Genomic DNA, 18174 nt, shown 5'->3' with positions numbered 1-18174 from the left:
TCCTCCCGCGTCGTCGCCCGAAGCCGTGTCCAAACCAATCAACTAATGTGGCCAGCTGGGTCAAACCGCGCGTGTTGTGTCTGGCTACAGTCCATTCCACAAGCCTCAAAAAAGGAGACGCCGTGGTAGACAAAGCCCTGACCGAATTCTGGCAAAACATCACGCCGATTGCCAATCCGTTCAAACCGGACGCGCTGCCAGAAGCCTATATCCAGAACGCACCGACCGATGACGAGCGGCTCTATGTGCCATTCACCGAAACCGTGTCGTCTCGACCGCTGTGGATTTCGCCGACGCAAAACAAGTGGTGCGACATATTGATGGCCAAGCGCGCTGGCCTCGTCAATCGGCACTACCACCCACACGAAGTGTTCGCTTACACGATCTCGGGCAAGTGGGGCTATCTCGAACACGAGTGGACTGCGACCAAGGGTGACTTTGTCTACGAGACCCCGGGCGAAGGTCACACACTGGTGGCGTTCGACGATCCAGAACCCATGCGCGTCTTCTTTATCGTGACCGGCCCGCTGATCTGGCTTGACGACGAAGGTGATCCAGACGGCTATTTCGACGTGCACTCCTACATCGCGATGTGCAAGGCCCACTACGAGAAAGTCGGGTTGGGCGCAGAAGCGATCGAGAAACTGTTCCGATAGCAGACACGGATGATGACTGGGGTTGCTCCTGGCCCGATGTTGAATTCATCCCTCCAACGGCGCAATTACCGCCTGCGTGAACCCACGGCGCAACTCTTACCCCTCAATAAAAACCGTGCCACCAAACGCTCGTTGGCCGATTAGGACTCTTCACCGTAACTGCTCGCCCGATTGATTTAATTCATTCGTACGATCATTGACCATGCGAAGCCGCGCAGACTAGTCTGATAGACACATACATCAACTAAGCGCGTGCTTCATCGTTACCGGGCTGGATGCATTTATGCAGTATTTGCCGATGGGAACGTGAAGTGCGATTGGCATAGTCGCTGAAGGCCGGCGACCAAGGCTAAAACATGAACACTTTCGACACCCAAGAAAGCATTCGCGAAGTCAACCTTTCCTATCTCATGCTGGCGCAGCACATGCTGCGCGAAGACCGGGCAATTGCGATGTTCCGCCTCGGCCTATCGGCCGATGTCGCGGACACGCTGATCGGCCTGTCGCCGACTCAGATCATGAAGCTCGCGGCATGCAATCACTTGCTGTGTGCGTTCCGGTTTAATGAACAGAAGCTGCTGGCCGCGCTCACTCAGCCTTCGAAACAGATCGAAATCGCCTCCGCCCATGCTGCGATCCTGATGGCGGGGCACCCTGTCGAATTGACGGCCCACCCCCTCGAACTCCTCGTCTAGGTGACGTCCATCATGTCTACGATGATCAGAAAGAGCGTGACCGAAGATGCACAAGAAGTGTTTCGCGCTGTGGCACTTATTGAACTCGGCGCACGCATGCAAGTGCTCGAGACTGAGCTGACGCTGTCACGCGATCGGCTCATTCGCCTCTACCGCGAGATACGCGGCGCATCACCGCCCAAGGGCATGCTGCCCTTCTCTGCCGATTGGTATATGCCGTGGCTTCCGAATATCCACGCATCGCTGTTCTTCAATACGTACTTGTTCCTGAGGAAGGAAGCGAGTTGCTCGCACCTGGACGCACTGACCAAGGGCTATCGCTTGTATCTCGAGCATTGCTCGATCAGCGACGCGGAACCGGTGCTGGATCTCACGCGTGCATGGACGCTTGTGCGCTTCTTCGAAGCCGAGATGATGCAACTTACGCCGTGCTGTCGCTGCACAGGCAAGTTCGTTGCACACAAGCACGATCTGCAGAAGGACGTGATCTGCGGAGCGTGTGCACCGCCGTCACGCGCCGGCAAAACAAAGAAGGCCGCGGCGCTCGCGGCGATCCAGACTTTCATCGCGGTCACGGACGAGACTGTTGTCACGGAAGCCGAAACAGTCGATGTCGAGCTTGAGGTGGCGGCGTAAGTAGTTTGCCCCGCCGATTCGCGCGCCACGCACGTGCACCCGAATCGCATTAAACGAGCGGACTGCCTCCATCGACGACGTGGACCTAGCCCGTGGCGAAACACGTCATCAGATTCGTGCGTGCCGCGCACGCACCGAATCGCATCAAACCAGCACACCGCCTCCATCAACGACGTGTGTCTGACCGGTCGCGTAGCGATTCGTCATCAGATACACGAAGGTCTGCGCAACGTCGTCCGCCTCACCGACATACCCCGTCGGCAAGACGGCCTCGCTCGACGCATAGAGTGCCTCGCGGTCGCCTTCGGACATACCGGCCCATAACGGTGTACGCACCAGGCCCGGACTCACGAGGTTGACGCGAATCGGAGCCAGCTCCACCGCGAGTGCGCGCGTGAGGCCCTCCATCGAACTGCACGCGGCAGCGAGCGCGACCCAGCCTTTCTGTGGGCGCAGACTGGCCACGCCGCTTGTGAGCACCACTGATCCACCTGAACGCAGATACGGTGTGGCATGCCTGACCGCAGCGATGGCACCGAAGACGCGCAGATCGAATACTTGTCGCACGGTGTCGAGACCCATATCGGCCAGCGTGCCGATCTTCAGTGCATCGCCCGCGCTATAGACCAGATGATCGAACGGCCCGATCCGTTCGAATAAGCGCTGCATGGCGGACTCGTCGCGCAGATCGACTGCATGTCCATGCGCCCGCTCTCCGAGTTCGGCGACGGCTTCGGCCACACGTTCACTCCGTGACGACACCACTGTCACGGAACCCCCCCCCTTCACCACGGCCTTCGCGGTCGCCATTCCAATTCCCGACGTCCCACCCAGCAGGACAACGTGTTGATCCTTGAGGTTCGTGCTTGCGAGCGTCATGACAGGTCCTTTGGCGGTTGTGACTCAACGCCGTGAGTCAGCGGTTACGACTCAGCGGTTGTGAGTCACTCAAGGACCTGAGTATTATTCTTTAGCGTAGGTTGATAAATCCCCAATTTCTTCGATCACTCATTAGCAAGGCTTGCGAATGGATCGATTTACCAGCATGGCGATTTTTGCGCGCGTCGTTGAGCGCGGCAGCTTTACCGCAGCCGCAGAAGGCAGCGGGATGACGGCGACGATGGTCGGCAACCATATTCGAGAACTCGAGCAACGCCTCAAGGGCCGACTGTTGAATCGCACGACGCGACGCCAGAGCCTGACCGAACTCGGTCAGCGGTATCACGCACGCTGCCTCGAAATCCTCTCGCTGGTGGACTCGGCCGAGCTCGACGCACGAGAGATGCAGAGCAGCCCGCGCGGCCGCCTGCGGGTGAGCTGCCCGGTGATCTACGGCACGCGCGTGCTGGCGCCGGCGCTCGCCGGATACCTCGATCGTTATCCGGACGTTCAGGTCGAACTCTCGCTTAACGACCGCTTCGTCGATCTCGCGGAGGAAGGCTATGACGCAGCCATCCGCGTTGGCGTACTTCCAGACTCCGGCCTGATTGCGAGACCGCTCGCGCATTCTCCTCGCGTGGCCTGCGCATCGCCCGCCTATCTCGCCAAGCATGGGCATCCGCAGACGCCCGCCGAGCTTGCGCAACACCATTGCCTCGCGTTGATGACCTCGGCAGGTGCTGAACGCGAATGGCACTTTCCACGCCCTGACGGCAAGGGTACCGAGCGTGTGGTCGTGCGAGGCCGCCTCGATGTCAACGGCGGTCTCGCGCTCCGAGAAGCGGCGCTTTCGGGTCTGGGTGTCATCCTGCAGCCGCAGATGATGCTGGAAGACGATCTGGATGCTGGTCGACTGGTGCGCCTATTCCCGGATTGGCCGGCACCGACCTGGCCGATACATGTGGTGCATCTGCCTGATCCGCATTTGCCGCCGAAGCTGGTGAGCTTTATTGCGTTTCTTCAGGAAACGTCAGGGCATGGCAGCGACGTACGATGAAACGGCTCCCATAGCGTCCCCGTCGGGATCGCGGGTGCGGAATTTTCGTTGCCTTTACTGGGAATTATTGGGTGCCTGCCGGCAGTCGTCAGGCACGCACGTTATTCACTCTTCGATCACAACATCGGTTCCGGATTCGACTCGGTCGAACAGATCCGCGATATCCGCGTTACGCATTCGGATGCACCCATGCGAAGCCGGAATTCCCATAGGTTCGGTGTCGGGACAACCGTGAATGTAGACGTAACGCCGCAACGTATCGACGTCGCCTGATCGGTTTTTCCCCGGTTCGCAACCGCGCAACCAGAGGATGCGAGTCAATATCCAGTCACGCTCCGGAAACCGTTCGGCGAGTTCCGATGAATACATTTCTCCGGTAGCGCGACGACCGACGAACACGGTGCCAATCGGACACGCCGCACCAATCTTCACCCGGATGACATGGCGACCGCGAGGTGTGCAACCGCTTCCCCTGCGTTCTCCAGCCCCGTTTCTCGCGGTAGAGATTGGATAGATGCTCACCGCTTCGCCGTCCTGCATCAGTGTCAGCGTTTGCTCGGAGAGATTCGCCACAAGTCGTGGAATTGCCATTCATTGCCCTCGCCAGTCGAACGCACCGCTACGTGCATACGGCGGTAACCGTGATCCATGCTTTCAAACTAGGCGGGAACGTAGACCAATCTGATGACGTCGTCACTGACGAGATCGTGGCTAACGAGGCGGAGTGGCGGTCGAGGACCGGTAAAGAATCGCTTGCCGTGCCCCAGTACGATCGGATGAAGGTAAATCCGATACTCATCGATAAGACCGAGGTTAGCCAGGCTTCCCGCCAATTCTGGCCCAGCCACCTCTACCTCGCCGGGAAGCTGAGATTTGAGTCTGCGTACCTCAGCCTCAACGTCGCCCGTAATAAGGGTGGCATTTGGCCCAACGGCTTCTAATGAACGCGACACGACCCATTTTGGCTGGCGCCGCCACGCCTGCGCGAAGTCGCGCTCGTCCGCGGTCCAGTCAGCATCCTCTTCATCCCAGTACCGCATCACCTCGTACATGCGCCGGCCATACACGCTTCCGGTCAAATTGCGCACCTGTTCTACGAAGTGATGAAATAAAACGGGCTCCGGATTAAATTGCTGATGATCGACGTATCCGTCCAGTGACTGGTTCAGTCCATAGACCAGCTTTGCCATCGCGCAACACCTCCATGTCAGCAGCGTTTTGCAACGACCCAATCGCGATCGGCGAGTTATTCTAATATTTATTGATTAAATCGGCACCACCTCATTCAAAGAATAATCGGCAGCTTGAATTAACTATTCAGAAAGCAATAAATCAGCACCCATTAATTCAAGCGGTCTTCCGAACCAACGCATTTCCCTCGCAACGCCGCCGCCAGAGCCGCACAACAAGGAACACGACCATCCCGAGATTCGCAAGAAAAATCAACACGCCTGACCACGATACTCGATGGAACTGATGCCAGATCTCAATTGGCAAATAAATCGCACCCGACACTGCACCCAGCCATTCACCCCAGGCGTGGTCATGCCAGAGTCCATAACCCTCGGCGATTCTTAATACCGCATACGCAAACGCCAGAAGCACCACAGCGCGGACATTGGTGTGATTCAGCATATCCACGTAATTCAGCAGCATCGCCGGATAGTGCTTTTCAGGGTCCAGCCCGAAATGGCCGATCAGGTCCGATACCAGATGACGCAGATCGTGGTGCAGCAAGCTCACGAGTCCGATGCTTGCCGCGAGCGCCGCAATGCCCTTGAGTCCCTCATACAGCGCAATGGCGCGCAGCGTGTGTCGTTGAGTGCGCACGTCGTGCGCATCGGTACCGCTGGATGAAGAGGGTCGGGTCATGTAATCAAATCGTCACCTCTTGCGCGGGAATCGCGGGCGCAAGCGCCACTCGCAAGCAGGTGGCCTAGCATAAGCGCATGCCGCCAATCGCGCACGGTACTCGGTATCCCAGCGGGACGAACCCACACGATCAACGGTCAGCAGGATCAACGGCCCGTATCGCCGGGTCGATGATCCTGCAACAACCGCACTACCGTCTCCTCACCGCCCCGTGATGTATTGCTCGAGCTGCTCGATCATGAACTGCTGTTCGGAAATGATGTCGGCCACGAGGTCACCGATCGAGATCATGCCGATCAGGCGGCCTTTATCGAGCACCGGCAAATGGCGGATCCGATGCTCGGTCATCAACGCCATGCAGTCCTGCGATGTCTGCTCCGGATGCACATACCGAACCGCGCTGCTCATGATCTCGAGGACTTTCGTGCTTTTCGACGATCGGTCCTTGAGCACCACTTTGCGCGCGTAATCGCGCTCGGTCACGATGCCCGCGATGTCCTCTCCGCCCATGACGATCAGCGCACCGATGCCCTTCTCCGCCATCAACTTGATCGCGTCATAGACGGAGTCCTGCGCATCGATCGTGAAGAGCTGCTGGTTCGGTTTCGACTGAAGTACCTGTGCGACCTGTGTCATAGCGAACGCTCCTGGTTGTCCGGATTTCGCGGGGCACAACACGGGCCGCGCGGCACCGGTGGTTGTCTCCTTCAAAAAGTATAGGAGTCGCCTCGCGTTAGCGCGAAAGCATTTTGCCGGGTCCGCCATTTGCTGCAGGTTTTGTTCGCTCCAACACCCTCGATGAAGGTTTGTTGACCGTTGCTTGACCGTTGATTGACTATTGCGAGGCGTTTGTGTTGCTGCCTTGCAGTGCAATGCCGGTCGCCGCCACGCCGGGCCGCGTATCGACCGTGGCTTTGCGCAGCTTCGCGACTTGCGCAGCCGATACGGCCGGTGCGTGGTTGTTCCAGGCACTGCGGATAAAGGTCAGCAGATCGGCAACCTGCTGATCGTCGAGCGACGGATGATAAGCAGGCATCGGATACGCAGCCGGCATACCACCGATCACAAGCGACCCCGTGCCGTTGAGCGTCACATTGATCAGCGAGGTCGGATCGCTCTCGAGCACGTTCGGGTTCCCCGCCAGCGGGGCGAACAGCGGCGCATAGCCCTTGCCGTCGGCACCGTGGCAATGCAGACAGAGCGTCGTGTACGTCATCGCGCCGGAATGCCCGACGGGATGTCCGAGCATGGCGATCGTTTGCGACGGGTCGTAGGCGTACGGCGCGCCATCGTCGCGACCGGCCGGTGCAAGGGTCTTGATGTAGCGCGCGATGGCCTTCGAATCGTCATCGCTGAGCGACTGCGTGCTGTGGTTAATCACGTCGGTCATCGATCCGAACGCCGATGCATGGCGATTCGCGCCCTTGCTCAGGAACACAGTGAGATCGGCTTCGGACCAGCGACCGAGCCCGGCATTCGTATCGCCGCTCAGATTCGAGGCGAACCAGTTGTCGATCGGTGAACCCGACAAATAGCTCTTGCTGCTCTCGTCGAGGGCTTTTTCCTCGAAGCCGACGCCGCGAGGCGTATGACACGCGCCGCAGTGTCCGAGACCTTGTACAAGATATGCGCCGCGATTCCACGCTGCGTCGTGATCGCCTTTGGCCACGAACACGTGTTTGTCGAGGAAGACCGCGTTCCACAGCTTGAGCGGCCAGCGCATATTGAGCGGCCACGGGATGTCGGCGACATGATTCGGCTGGCGCACGGGACTGACGCCGTACATGAAATACGCGTAGAGCGCCTTCGCGTCGTCATCGCTGACCTTGGCGAACGACGGGTACGGCATCGCCGGATACAGGTTGTGACCGTCCTTGGCGACGCCTTCTCTCAAGGCACGGATGAAATCGGCTTCGCTATAGCCGCCGATACCTGTGGTCGGGTCGGGCGTGATATTGGTCGTATAGATCTTGCCCATCGGCGTCGTCATCGGCAGCCCGCCGGCAAATGGCTTGCCGCCGGAAACCGTATGACATGCGGCGCAGTCGCCGGCTCGTGCAAGATATTCGCCGCGTGTGATCTGGGCCTGACTGACGTCGGCGCGTGCGGTCAGCGGTAGCGCGAGTGCAATCAGACTGAACGATGCAACCGCACTCGCCGTGGCACGCCAGGTGGTGCGTGCGGCCCGAAGCGATGATCTTGACAGGAGCGACACCGTGCGATCAGCGTGGCTTCGCGGGTTCGATGACTCGCTCACGCCCCGAAGCGCGCGACGCGTCCGAGGCAGAACCGACAGGCACGACGTTTTACAGAACGCGAGGAATGTCGCGTGGGGGAGCGGGGCCAAGGTCATTCTCCTCGTGCGGTCAGGCGACGTGCGCATCGGGAAAAGCGCAATCTCCGCATACTAGCGGAGACGCGCAGGCCTTGCAGATGTCGATTCTCCGGGGTCTCGTGGCCCCGCAAACGTGAGCGCGGTCGTTACGCACTGACAAGGCCGGGCGAGTTCTGATGTCGCCCGGCCCACCGCTCAGCTTAACTACGCAGCCTTACCGCTCAGCCGTACCACTCACAGTACTTACAACCACACCACTTACAACCACATCACCTACAGCCAAACCACGCACTACTCACATCCACACTACCTACAGCCAAACTACTCACACTACTTACAGCCACATCACCGCACCACTCAGGCCCACCACGCAGTAAAGCCACCTGCCCAGCGAGACTGTTCCCACTCACTCATTGCGCCGAGTGATCGTGCCCACATCCAGCGTGATGCACGTGCGCGCCGTTCTTGTCGTCCCATGCCGAGCCGAGAATGATCTGGCAGAAGTTCAGGCGCTTGTACGTCGGGTCGCGCAGTTCAAGCACGTCAGCCTTCACGTTGCCGAACGTCGTCAGCGGCTTGTTGATGGTGCCGCCAGCAAACGCGTTGATGATGTCGTTCTTGAAGTCTGCCTCACGCGGGTGGGCAGCGACGACCTGGATGCGCTGCTCTTCCGTGAAGTCGTGATACGCCAGACCCAGCACGTCCATTTCGACACCGGCCGTCACCAGCGCGACATTCGGCTTCAGATGCTCGGGGACGCCCGGCGTCGTGTGCAGTGCAATCCCGAGCCAGACCTGTTCGATGTCGTATTCGTTCGCACCGTACTGACGCAGGAAATCGCGCGCGGCATTGGCGCCGTCGACCTCGAAGCGGTCCGTCGCGCTGCTGTGTTCCTTGGTCAGGCCCATGTCATGAAACATGGCGCCGATATAAAGCAGCTCCGGATCGTACTTGAGCTTCTTGCGTTCGCCGGTCAGCGCGCCAAACAGGAACACGCGACGCGAGTGGTTGTAGAGCAGATCGTTCTCGGTGTCGCGCACCAGTTCCGTCGCGGCGCGAGCAAGTTGGCTGTCGGGGATCTTGATACCGGCGATAGTCGTGCTCATCTGCAATTCTCCAATGAAAGGACAGAAACTCGCTTGCGTTGCGTGTTGCACAATGCGCTGGGCATCGCCGTGCGAGGTGGTGTGAATTGAGGTGCGAAGCCGGCACGACGAACGTGCCAAATACTGAGCACCTCTCCCGCTCTTCGCCGTGGCGTGCGACCGTGTATCCTTTGCCGTCGCCGTTCACGTAAAGCTGCGTTGACGGAAACAAGTGTCCTCCGACGCACTTCACCGGACAATCGAATCGGACATGCGAACTCTGCCAACCGTACGCTGCCTTCTGCCATGCCCGGCATCGGGCGCTCCCGCCTCTCGATGAAACCCGCCATGAAGCCCGCCATGCGGTCGATTCAGGTTGCGATCTTTCCGGGTGTTCAGGCGCTCGACGTCGCCGGCCCGCTCGATGTGTTCGCTGAAGCCAACGCGTTTGTCGGCGAAGACGCGGGCTATGCGATCTCGCTCGTCGCGGCCACGCCCGACGCGGTGCTTGCATCGAACGGCATGCGACTGCTGCCCCATACAACCTTCGATGACACCCGCGAACGCGCGCATACGGCGCTGATCGCAGGCGGCCCTGCTCTGCCGGTCGAGCCGCCGGGTCCCGAACTCATCCACTGGCTGAAGGACTATGCGGTCACGTGCACGCGCTACGGCTCGATTTGCACCGGCGCATTCGCGCTGGGTCACGCGGGCTTGCTCGACGATCGTCACGTCACGACGCATTGGCAAAACGCGCCCGCGCTTGCCACGCAGTTTCCGCGGGCACGCGTCGAGCTGGATCGGATCTACATTCGTGACGATTCGCTCGTGACGTCAGCGGGCGTCACGGCCGGCATCGACCTGTCGCTCGCGCTCGTCGCCGAAGATCACGGCCCGCAAATCGCGCTTGCGGTTGCCAAGCGGCTGGTTGTCTATGCGCAGCGCCGTGGTGGTCAGTCGCAGTTCAGCCCCTATCTGAGCGCACCGTCGGACGACACGTCACCGGTCGCCAAGGTCCAGGCCTATGTGATGGAACATATTCGCGATCGCTTCTCGGTCAATCAGCTTGCCGATGTCGCCGGCATGAGCCCGAGACACTTTGCGCGCACGTTCGTCCAGCTGGCCGAAGTCACACCGCATGAATTCATTGAACGCGCACGTGTGGATACGGCGCGCAATCTGCTCGAGAGCAGCGATATGGCGCTCAAGGCAGTCGCGTACGAGAGCGGCTTCGGCACGGCCGACCGCATGCGTATCGTCTTCATGAAGCGGCTCGGCGTCACGCCGATGGTGTATCGCGAAAGCTTCCGCCATCTTTGAAAACACGATCTACATCGAAAACACCGACCACAACGTTATGACCGACTCTGCAACGCCGCACACTCCCTCGTCTCATGAAGCGCCGTACGGAAGCTGGCGCTCGCCGATCACGACCGACCTGATCGTCGGTGCGACGATCCGCCTCGGCCAGGCCGACATCGGCTCGGGCCGCATTGTCTGGACCGAGGGGCGGCCCTCCGAGCAGGGACGCAATGTGTTGGTCGGCTGCCGGCTCGACGACGTGCTTGTCGACGCGCGTGACGACGCACGTGAAGGCAAAAACACACAGGACCGCATCACCGATCTGAGCCCGTCGCCGTTCAATATCCGCACGCTCGTGCATGAGTATGGCGGCGGCGCATTTGTTACCGGCGCGGATGCAGTCTGGTTCAGCCACTTCGACGACCAGCAGATTTACCGGATCGACCTCAGCAGTCAAGGCGGACTCAACGGTGACGATCGCGGCGGCGATCACGGCGATCAAGCGCAACATGGACTTTCGGCCAGCGCTCCCGTGCAAGTCACGCATGCACCCGGCATGCGCTTCGCGGATGCGATCGTCGATGTCCCGCGCAATCGACTGATCTGCGTCGCTGAAGATCATCGCGATGCGTCGCACGAAGCGATCAACACGCTGGTCAGCGTAGACCTCGCAACGGGTGAGATCCAGACGCTTGTGCAAGGGCACGATTTCTTTTCGTCGCCGACGCTGCGTGCCGATGGGGCGCAACTCGCGTGGCTGACCTGGGATCACCCCAACCTGCCGTGGGACGGCACGCAACTCTGGCTCGCGGATATCGGTGCGGACGGCACGCCGGGGCCCGCACGTTGCATCGCGGGTGGCACTGAAGAATCGATCTTCCAGCCTGCCTGGTCGCCGTCGGGTGAACTGCATTTCGTGTCGGATCGCAGCGGGTGGTGGAATCTGTATCGACTGCGTAGTGGGGCCGCCGGGGTCACCGGGGCCGCCGAGTCGACGGGCAACGCGAGCACGCCTCGCGCCAGCGGGACGACTTCGACATCCGGCACTGCTGAAGCCATCGGGGCCGCCGGAGCCACCGGGAACGTTGAAGCCCTCCATCCCATGGAAGCGGAATTCGGCGTTCCGCAGTGGCAGTTTGCGATGCGCACCTATGGCTTCGACGCGCAGAGTCGCATCGTCTGCCTCTACGGACAGAACGGCGACACGCAACTCGCTGTGCTCGATGCCGATTCGGGTCGCTTCGAACGTATCGATACGCCGTATCGCTCGATGCGCGATCTTCAGGTCGATGGGCGCTACGCGGTGTGCGTCGCCAGTTCGCCCACGAGCAACCCGGCTATCGTCGTGTTCGATCTGGAGACTCGTACGTCGCGTGTGCTGCGCGCGGCGAGTACCACCAAGCCCGCGGCGGCCGATATTTCCGTTGCTGAAGCGATTCGCTTTCCGACGACGGGTGGACTCGAGGCACACGCCCTCTTCTATGCACCGGTGAATGCCGCATATCGCGGCCCGGCAGGTGTTCGACCGCCACTGCTCGTGATCAGCCATGGCGGCCCGACGAGTGCGAGCGACGCCGCGCTCAAATGGTCGATCCAGTACTGGACGAGCCGCGGCTTCGCGGTCGTCGACGTCAACTACGGTGGCAGCACGGGCTATGGCCGTGCGTACCGTTCACGGCTGAACGGAGCCTGGGGTGTCGTCGATGTCGACGATTGCGTGAACGCCGCACGCTATCTGATCGCGGAAGGCCGGGTCGATGCATCGCGCGTCGCGATTCGCGGCGGCAGCGCGGGCGGCTATACGACGCTCTGTGCGCTCACGTTCAGGGATTTCTTCAAGGCCGGAGCCAGCCACTACGGCATCGGTGACCTCGAAGCGCTCGCACGCGACACGCACAAGTTCGAGTCGCGTTACCTCGAGCGGCTGATCGGTCCGTACCCGCAGGAACAGGCGCTGTATCGCGAACGTTCGCCGATTCAACACATCGACCGGCTGTCGAGCGCGATGATTCTGCTCCAGGGCGAAGAGGACAAGATGGTCCCGCCGAACCAGGCCGAGGCGATGTATGCGGCGGTCAAGCAGAAAGGCTTGCCTGTCGCGTACCTGCTGTTTCCGCATGAACAACACGGCTTCCGGCGCGCGGAAAACATCCGCCGCGCTTATGAAGCCGAGTTGTACTTCTACGGGAAGGTATTCGGCTTTACGCCGGCGGATACGATCGAGCCTGTCGAGATCGACAATCTGTAAAACGTACCTACGCCTGTTTCAATTCCACTGCCGCAGCCGCCGCGTTGAAGAACTCCACCGCGCGCGGCTCACTGGCATAAGCAACGTTGATCCGCAGCCACGGCGTATGCCGCTGATCGGAATAGAACGCGTGGCCCGGCGGGATCGCTATGCCGAACTGCTCGGCAAACTTCGACAGGGTCTGCGAATCGCCGACATGCGGTACGCGCGCCCAGATAAAGTGTCCGCCAACGGGCGGCCCGAACACTTCCCACCCCGCTTGCTCGAGTGACAGCAAGGTGCGCGACAGCGCATCGCCCAGCAGTCGGCGCAAACGCTCAAGATACTTCCGATACGCGCCGCGATCGAGCATCGACGACACGATCGATTCGGCGAAACGCGACGACGTGATGCTCGTCAGCGTCTTGATGTCCGCCATCATGCGTATCGATTCGGCATCCGCGACGAGATAACCCACGCGCAAGGAACTCGACAGCGTCTTCGAAAAACCACCGATATAGATGACGCTCTCGAGCTGATCGAGCGTCGCGAGTCTGTCCGTCGGTTCAACCTGAAAATCCGAAAACACATCGTCTTCAACGATCTTGAAGTGATGCTGCTTCGCAAGCTGCAGCACTCGAAACGCATTGGGCGGCGACATCGTCGTGCCCGTCGGGTTGTGGAACACCGTGTTCACAAAGAAGAGCTTGGGCCGATATTCGCGCAGCTTTTCTTCGAGCACTTCGAGATCGGGACCATGACGCGTGCGCGGAATCCCGATCATCTGCACACCCGACATGCGCAGCAGCCCCATGAGGTTGTAGTAACCGGGGTCTTCGATAAATACCGTATCGCCGGGCTTGAGCATCCAGCGGATCACGAGATCAAGCGCCTGGCTCGCGCCGTGGGTCAGCATGATCCGATACGGGTCGACATGAATGCCAAGCGTCGTCAGTCGCAGGGCAACCTGCTCGCGCAGCACCGCGTTGCCGAGCGGCGTCGAGTAACCCGTCAGGCTTTGCGGATCCATCCGCGCGAGCTGGCGGATCGCAAACGACAGCCCTTCCATGTCGCGCCAGTCTTCTGGCGTAAAGCCACCACCGAGCCTCAGCATGCCGGGCCCGTGCTGACCCGCCTGCCATGCCGGGCCCGAGACCTCCTCGACGAGTTCCGGGCTCACGACTGTCAGCGACGGCGCTGCCGAGCGCCGCTCGGCCACATAAAAGCCCGAGCCTTGCCGCGAGTCGATCAGGCCGAGCGAGACGAGCCGGTCGTAGGCCTCGATGACCGGGAAGCGGCTGATGCCATGCGACGCCGCAAGTTGCCGGATCGAAGGCAGCTTGGTCCCCACGCGGGCCTCGGGCGTGCGGATCCATTCGCGTACGCCGTTCACGATCTGGTCGGTCAGCGGAATGCCCAATGAAGGGTCGACAGTGAGTTTCATGGTGATACGGACTTTCGGATTGAGGAGCGGCTCCCGGGGAGCTGACCCTAAGTGTTCGTCAAAATGACTGAACAGTCTAGTCAAACTGTTCGGAACTGTTCATGGGTTTTCGGAATGCTCCAATGAATAATGGAGTCATGCCATCAGTCAAGTGGACAAAACACTGAGTCGCCGCAAGGCCCGCCGGGCCGGGATTCTGCAGATGCCTTGCAATCAATCCTTGGGTTCCCCTCAGGTGCCGTGAGTTGCGCGGCGCGACGCAGCAAGCATTGTCCGATTGTCCGCCTGACGTGGCAGATTTGCCGGATGTACCCGACGTACCCTGATGTACCGACTTACCCGATGTGCCCGACGTACCCGATGTACAGCAGGAGCCCGACCGCTTTGTCTTGATGCCAGCCGACTACCAGGTGATCAAAATGGATGAACTTCGCACTTTCGAACTCGATGAACCCCATCTCGCACAGGCGCTGACGCTCGCCCGCGCCACAACGATCAGCGCCGTCACGGGCCCGATCTGGGTCACGATCGAAGGCGAAGCCGACGACATCTGGCTCTATGCGGGACAGCGCATCAAAGTGCCGGGCGGCCGACGCGTATGGCTGTCGGGCGATCATGACGGCGCGCGATTCACCGTGCAGACGCACGGGCTGCGATTCGGCGGAGATCGCTGGGTCGGACTGTTCGGCGCAGCAGTCGCGCGCCTGACGCGCACGCTGCCGACGCGCTCGGCCTGAGACGGAAAGCATTCAAGGCCTGTGTTTCGACAGGCCTTGAAGTGTGGTCATTGAGGCGCGGACTACCGCAAGCGCATCAGGCGGCCAGATGGAATCGACTCACCAAGCCCTGAAGCATCTGAGCCTGCTCGTCGAGGGCAAGGGCCGCGGCGGATGCCTGTTCGACGAGCGCCGCGTTCTGCTGCGTGGTCTCGTCCATCTGCGACACGGCGTCGCCGATCGCGTGGATGCCGGTGCTCTGCTCGGCCGACGCTGCCGAGATCTCGGCAATGATATGCGCGACGCGCTCGACCGAATTCACGACCTCGCCCATCGTACGACCCGCTTCCTGCGCGAGCGCGGCGCCGTTGCCGGCACGCTCGACGGACGTACTGATCAACGCCTGAATTTCCTTCGCCGCCGTCGCGCTGCGTTGCGCGAGATTGCGAACTTCAGTCGCCACCACGGCAAAACCCCGGCCATGCTCGCCGGCCCGCGCGGCCTCGACCGCAGCATTCAACGCGAGGATATTGGTCTGGAACGCGATGCCCTCGATCACGCCGATGATGTCGTGGATGCTCTTCGAGCTCGCGTCGATCTCCTGCATCGTGCCGACCACGCGGCCCACGACGTCGCCACCCTGCCGTGCGACTTCCGAAGCCGTATGTGCAAGCTCGGCAGCTTGCTTGGCATTGTCGGCGTTGACCTTCACCGTCGAGGTGAGCTGATCCATGCTCGATGCGGTTCGTTCGAGCGACGACGCCTGCATCTCGGTGCGTTGCGACAAATCCGCGTTGCCGGCCGAGATTTCGCTCGACGCCGCAGCGACCGCCGATGCGCTCTGCGCGATCTCGGCGACCGTGCGCGCAAGCCCGTCCTGCATATCGGCGAGCGCGTGCAGCATGCTCGAGTCGTCACGACGCGCGAGCGCCACTTCGCCCGACAGGTCCCCGCCCGCGATGCGCTCGGCAATCGCCTTGGCATACGAGGGCTCGCCGCCGAGCTGAGACGTGATGCGACGGATCACCCAGCCGCCAATGGCAATCGCGATCGCGAACAGCGCAACCGTGATCACGCCGATCAGCACGAACGACGTGCGGAACGTCGCCGCGGCACTGTCGATCGTGTGACGCGCGGACGCATCGCGCTGCGCGACGAGCGCGTCGATCTTCTTCTCGAGCTTTTCGGTTTCGACGAGCAAGGACACATCGGCAATACCGACTTGCCAGTGCATTTGCGAGAGGTCGAGCGGCTGGGCCTTCATCAACGTCACGAAATCGCGTTCGTGCTGGCTCCACGTCGTCGTCGCGGCATGCAGCGCCTTGAGCAGATCGAGTGCAGCCGCATCGCGCGTGAAATCGTCGATCACGCCGAGCTCGGTGCCCATCCTCGCGATATTCGTCTCGATCTCGTGACCGAGATCGTCGCGCTCCTTGGCGGTCGTCGCCGTCAGAAGGCTTTTCTGCGCGCGCGTCGCGCGCAACATCGCCCCGCGCGCCTCTTCGGCGGCCTTGGTCGTCTCGTAGCCTTCGGTGTACACCGTTTGCGTCGCACCGTTGAGCCGGTGCAACTGAACCAGCGACAGCCCTCCGACAACAAGCGTTCCGAACAGCAGCACGGCAAATGCGCCGCGCAACGACTGCTTGACCGAGCCGGCTCCCCGCGCCGCCCGATCCATCCCCGAGTACCTGGTCATGGTATTTCCAACGTCTGTATTAGCTTGACCGATTCGCGACAAAAATTGTCCGTCTCAAGCAGACAAGACAATCTATTCTGCAGCCTATCGGAAAAATAAAATCTCGATCGTTTTTCAAATTAATCCCGAAAAACATACCGCTGCGCCTATGAACTCGAACGTCCACTCCTCTCCATCGCAACCTGGGGTCAATACATCGCCCCAGACGTCCGCATCCGGCTCGACCGCCTCCGCCATCAAGGAAGGCACCGTCTACTCGATCATCGGCGCGATCAGCTTTTCGCATTTGCTGAACGACATGATCCAGTCGCTGATCCTGGCGATCTATCCGATGCTCAAGTCGAACTTTTCACTGAGCTTCGGCCAGATCGGCCTGATCACCCTCACCTACCAATTTACGGCTTCGTTGCTGCAACCCTTGATAGGCTTCTACACCGATAAATATCCGAAGCCCTACTCGCTGCCGGTGGGCATGGGTTTCACGTTGTCGGGTCTGGTGCTGATGGCGTTTGCGCCGACGTTCGGCTGGCTGCTGATCGCCTCGGCGCTCGTTGGCTGCGGCTCATCGGTATTTCATCCCGAATCGTCGCGCGTCGCGCGCATGGCGTCGGGTGGCCGGCACGGTCTGGCCCAGTCGCTGTTCCAGGTCGGCGGCAATGCGGGTTCGTCGCTTGGGCCGCTGCTCGCGGCACTGATCATCATGCCGAACGGGCAGCACAGCATCGCGTGGTTCGCAATTGCCGCGCTCGTCGCGATCGCCGTGCTGATCGTTGTCAGCAACTGGTACAAAGTGGCGCGCCTGCGTGCGAAGCCCAAGACGCGAAATGCTGGGCATGCCACGCTGTCGAAGGGTCAGGTCGGATTTGCATTGACGGTGTTGCTCGTTTTGATCTTCTCGAAGTATTTCTATCTCGCGAGCCTGAATTCCTATTACACGTTCTACCTGATCGATCGATTCCATCTGCCGGTCGAGACGACGCAGTTTTATTTGTTCGCATTCCTGTTTGCTGTCGCGGTCGGCACGATCGTCGGCGGTCCGATTGGCGATCATTTCGGCCGCAAATACGTCATCTGGGTGTCGATTCTCGGCGTTGCGCCGTTCACGCTGATGCTGCCGTACGCCAATCTGTTCTGGACGGGTGTGCTGACGGTGATCATCGGGCTGATTCTGGCCTCCGCGTTCTCGGCCATCATCGTCTATGCGCAGGAACTGATTCCCGGCAAGGTCGGGATGGTCGCGGGGATGTTCTTCGGGTTCGCATTCGGCGTCGCCGGGATCGGTGCCGCGGTGCTTGGCCATGTCGCCGATGCGACGAGCATCGAGACGGTCTACAAGATCTGCAGCTTCCTGCCGCTGTTCGGCATCTTCACGGTGTTCCTGCCGAATATCGAAGGTGCGCGTGCGCGCAAGGCCAAGGCGGCCTGATAGAACGAAACGGAACGCGATAGAACGAGCGCGATACAACGTTCGAGAGAAACAGGCGAATGCCATGTGACTGTTTCTCTCGATACTGGATGCAAGTCTTGCGTCGGTAACGCCTGACAGCGATACCCCGTAGAAATGAGAAGGCCCA

The 18174-nt window shown here is 60.6% G+C and carries 17 protein-coding genes; 8 read left to right on the top strand and 9 right to left on the bottom strand.

Annotation, left to right across the window (positions count from 1 at the left end; genetic code table 11):
* Positions 1-122: 122 nt before the first annotated feature.
* The 3 genes from ACMFWR_RS07975 (at position 123) to flhC (ending at position 1987) form a co-directional block, all read left to right on the top strand.
* Positions 123-656, top strand: coding sequence for a 2,4'-dihydroxyacetophenone dioxygenase family protein (locus ACMFWR_RS07975; RefSeq protein WP_413194457.1), 534 nt, complete (start codon positions 123-125; stop codon positions 654-656).
* A gap of 356 nt (positions 657-1012) precedes the next feature.
* Positions 1013-1351: a flagellar transcriptional regulator FlhD gene (gene flhD / locus ACMFWR_RS07970; protein WP_413194456.1), complete on the top strand. Its 339-nt coding sequence runs from the start codon at positions 1013-1015 to the stop codon at positions 1349-1351.
* 21 nt (positions 1352-1372) lie between these two features.
* Positions 1373-1987 (top strand): flagellar transcriptional regulator FlhC, encoded by a 615-nt coding sequence (flhC, locus tag ACMFWR_RS07965; RefSeq protein WP_413194821.1) that lies wholly within the window; start codon positions 1373-1375, stop codon positions 1985-1987.
* Positions 1988-2131: 144 nt separating this feature from the next.
* Here flhC and ACMFWR_RS07960 read toward each other — a convergent pair whose 3' ends face one another.
* Positions 2132-2866, bottom strand: a complete 735-nt coding sequence (locus ACMFWR_RS07960; protein ID WP_413194455.1) for an SDR family oxidoreductase — start codon at positions 2864-2866, stop codon at positions 2132-2134.
* A 148-nt stretch (positions 2867-3014) separates the two neighbouring features.
* Between ACMFWR_RS07960 and ACMFWR_RS07955 the strand changes: the two genes are divergently transcribed.
* Positions 3015-3923, top strand: coding sequence for a LysR family transcriptional regulator (locus tag ACMFWR_RS07955; RefSeq protein WP_413194454.1), 909 nt, complete (start codon positions 3015-3017; stop codon positions 3921-3923).
* A gap of 105 nt (positions 3924-4028) precedes the next feature.
* Here the strand turns inward: ACMFWR_RS07955 and ACMFWR_RS07950 are convergent, their stop codons facing one another.
* From ACMFWR_RS07950 to ACMFWR_RS07925, 6 genes are all read right to left on the bottom strand, one after another.
* Positions 4029-4496 carry a L,D-transpeptidase family protein gene (locus ACMFWR_RS07950; protein ID WP_413194453.1) on the bottom strand — a complete coding sequence of 156 codons (468 nt, stop codon included), beginning with the start codon at positions 4494-4496 and terminating at the stop codon, positions 4029-4031.
* Positions 4497-4582: 86 nt separating this feature from the next.
* Positions 4583-5113: a dihydrofolate reductase family protein gene (locus ACMFWR_RS07945; protein ID WP_413194452.1), complete on the bottom strand. Its 531-nt coding sequence runs from the start codon at positions 5111-5113 to the stop codon at positions 4583-4585.
* A gap of 157 nt (positions 5114-5270) precedes the next feature.
* A complete protein-coding gene (locus ACMFWR_RS07940; RefSeq protein WP_413194451.1) occupies positions 5271-5795 on the bottom strand; it encodes a DUF2127 domain-containing protein in 525 nt (174 codons plus the stop codon).
* A 201-nt stretch (positions 5796-5996) separates the two neighbouring features.
* Positions 5997-6431, bottom strand: a complete 435-nt coding sequence (locus ACMFWR_RS07935; protein WP_413194450.1) for a CBS domain-containing protein — start codon at positions 6429-6431, stop codon at positions 5997-5999.
* Between the two features lie 199 nt (positions 6432-6630).
* On the bottom strand, positions 6631-7929 hold the full coding sequence (locus ACMFWR_RS07930; protein ID WP_413194820.1) for a cytochrome c: 1299 nt from the start codon (positions 7927-7929) through the stop codon (positions 6631-6633).
* Between the two features lie 611 nt (positions 7930-8540).
* Entirely contained in the window at positions 8541-9236 is a 696-nt protein-coding gene (locus ACMFWR_RS07925) for an HD domain-containing protein (protein WP_413194449.1), read from the bottom strand.
* 339 nt (positions 9237-9575) lie between these two features.
* Between ACMFWR_RS07925 and ACMFWR_RS07920 the strand changes: the two genes are divergently transcribed.
* Positions 9576-10535 carry a GlxA family transcriptional regulator gene (locus ACMFWR_RS07920; protein WP_413194819.1) on the top strand — a complete coding sequence of 320 codons (960 nt, stop codon included), beginning with the start codon at positions 9576-9578 and terminating at the stop codon, positions 10533-10535.
* Between the two features lie 37 nt (positions 10536-10572).
* A complete protein-coding gene (locus ACMFWR_RS07915; RefSeq protein ID WP_413194448.1) occupies positions 10573-12765 on the top strand; it encodes a S9 family peptidase in 2193 nt (730 codons plus the stop codon).
* A gap of 7 nt (positions 12766-12772) precedes the next feature.
* On the opposite strand, the gene ACMFWR_RS07910 is transcribed toward ACMFWR_RS07915, so the two are convergent.
* Complete coding sequence (locus ACMFWR_RS07910) at positions 12773-14188, bottom strand: PLP-dependent aminotransferase family protein (RefSeq protein ID WP_413194447.1); 1416 nt, start codon at positions 14186-14188, stop codon at positions 12773-12775.
* A gap of 419 nt (positions 14189-14607) precedes the next feature.
* Here ACMFWR_RS07910 and ACMFWR_RS07905 point away from each other — a divergent pair, with 419 nt between their 5' ends.
* Positions 14608-14925, top strand: coding sequence for a DUF2917 domain-containing protein (locus ACMFWR_RS07905; protein WP_413194446.1), 318 nt, complete (start codon positions 14608-14610; stop codon positions 14923-14925).
* Positions 14926-15001: 76 nt separating this feature from the next.
* Here the strand turns inward: ACMFWR_RS07905 and ACMFWR_RS07900 are convergent, their stop codons facing one another.
* Entirely contained in the window at positions 15002-16600 is a 1599-nt protein-coding gene (locus ACMFWR_RS07900) for a methyl-accepting chemotaxis protein (RefSeq protein WP_413194445.1), read from the bottom strand.
* A 148-nt stretch (positions 16601-16748) separates the two neighbouring features.
* Between ACMFWR_RS07900 and ACMFWR_RS07895 the strand changes: the two genes are divergently transcribed.
* Complete coding sequence (locus ACMFWR_RS07895; protein WP_413194444.1) at positions 16749-18026, top strand: MFS transporter; 1278 nt, start codon at positions 16749-16751, stop codon at positions 18024-18026.
* The last annotated feature ends 148 nt before the right edge of the window (positions 18027-18174 follow it).

This window comes from Pararobbsia alpina, assembly GCF_965118125.1.
Taxonomy (GTDB): Bacteria; Pseudomonadota; Gammaproteobacteria; order Burkholderiales; family Burkholderiaceae; genus Pararobbsia; species Pararobbsia alpina_A.
The sequence above is the reverse complement of the archived record's forward strand: the minus strand, read 5'-3'. Positions and strand labels throughout refer to the sequence as shown.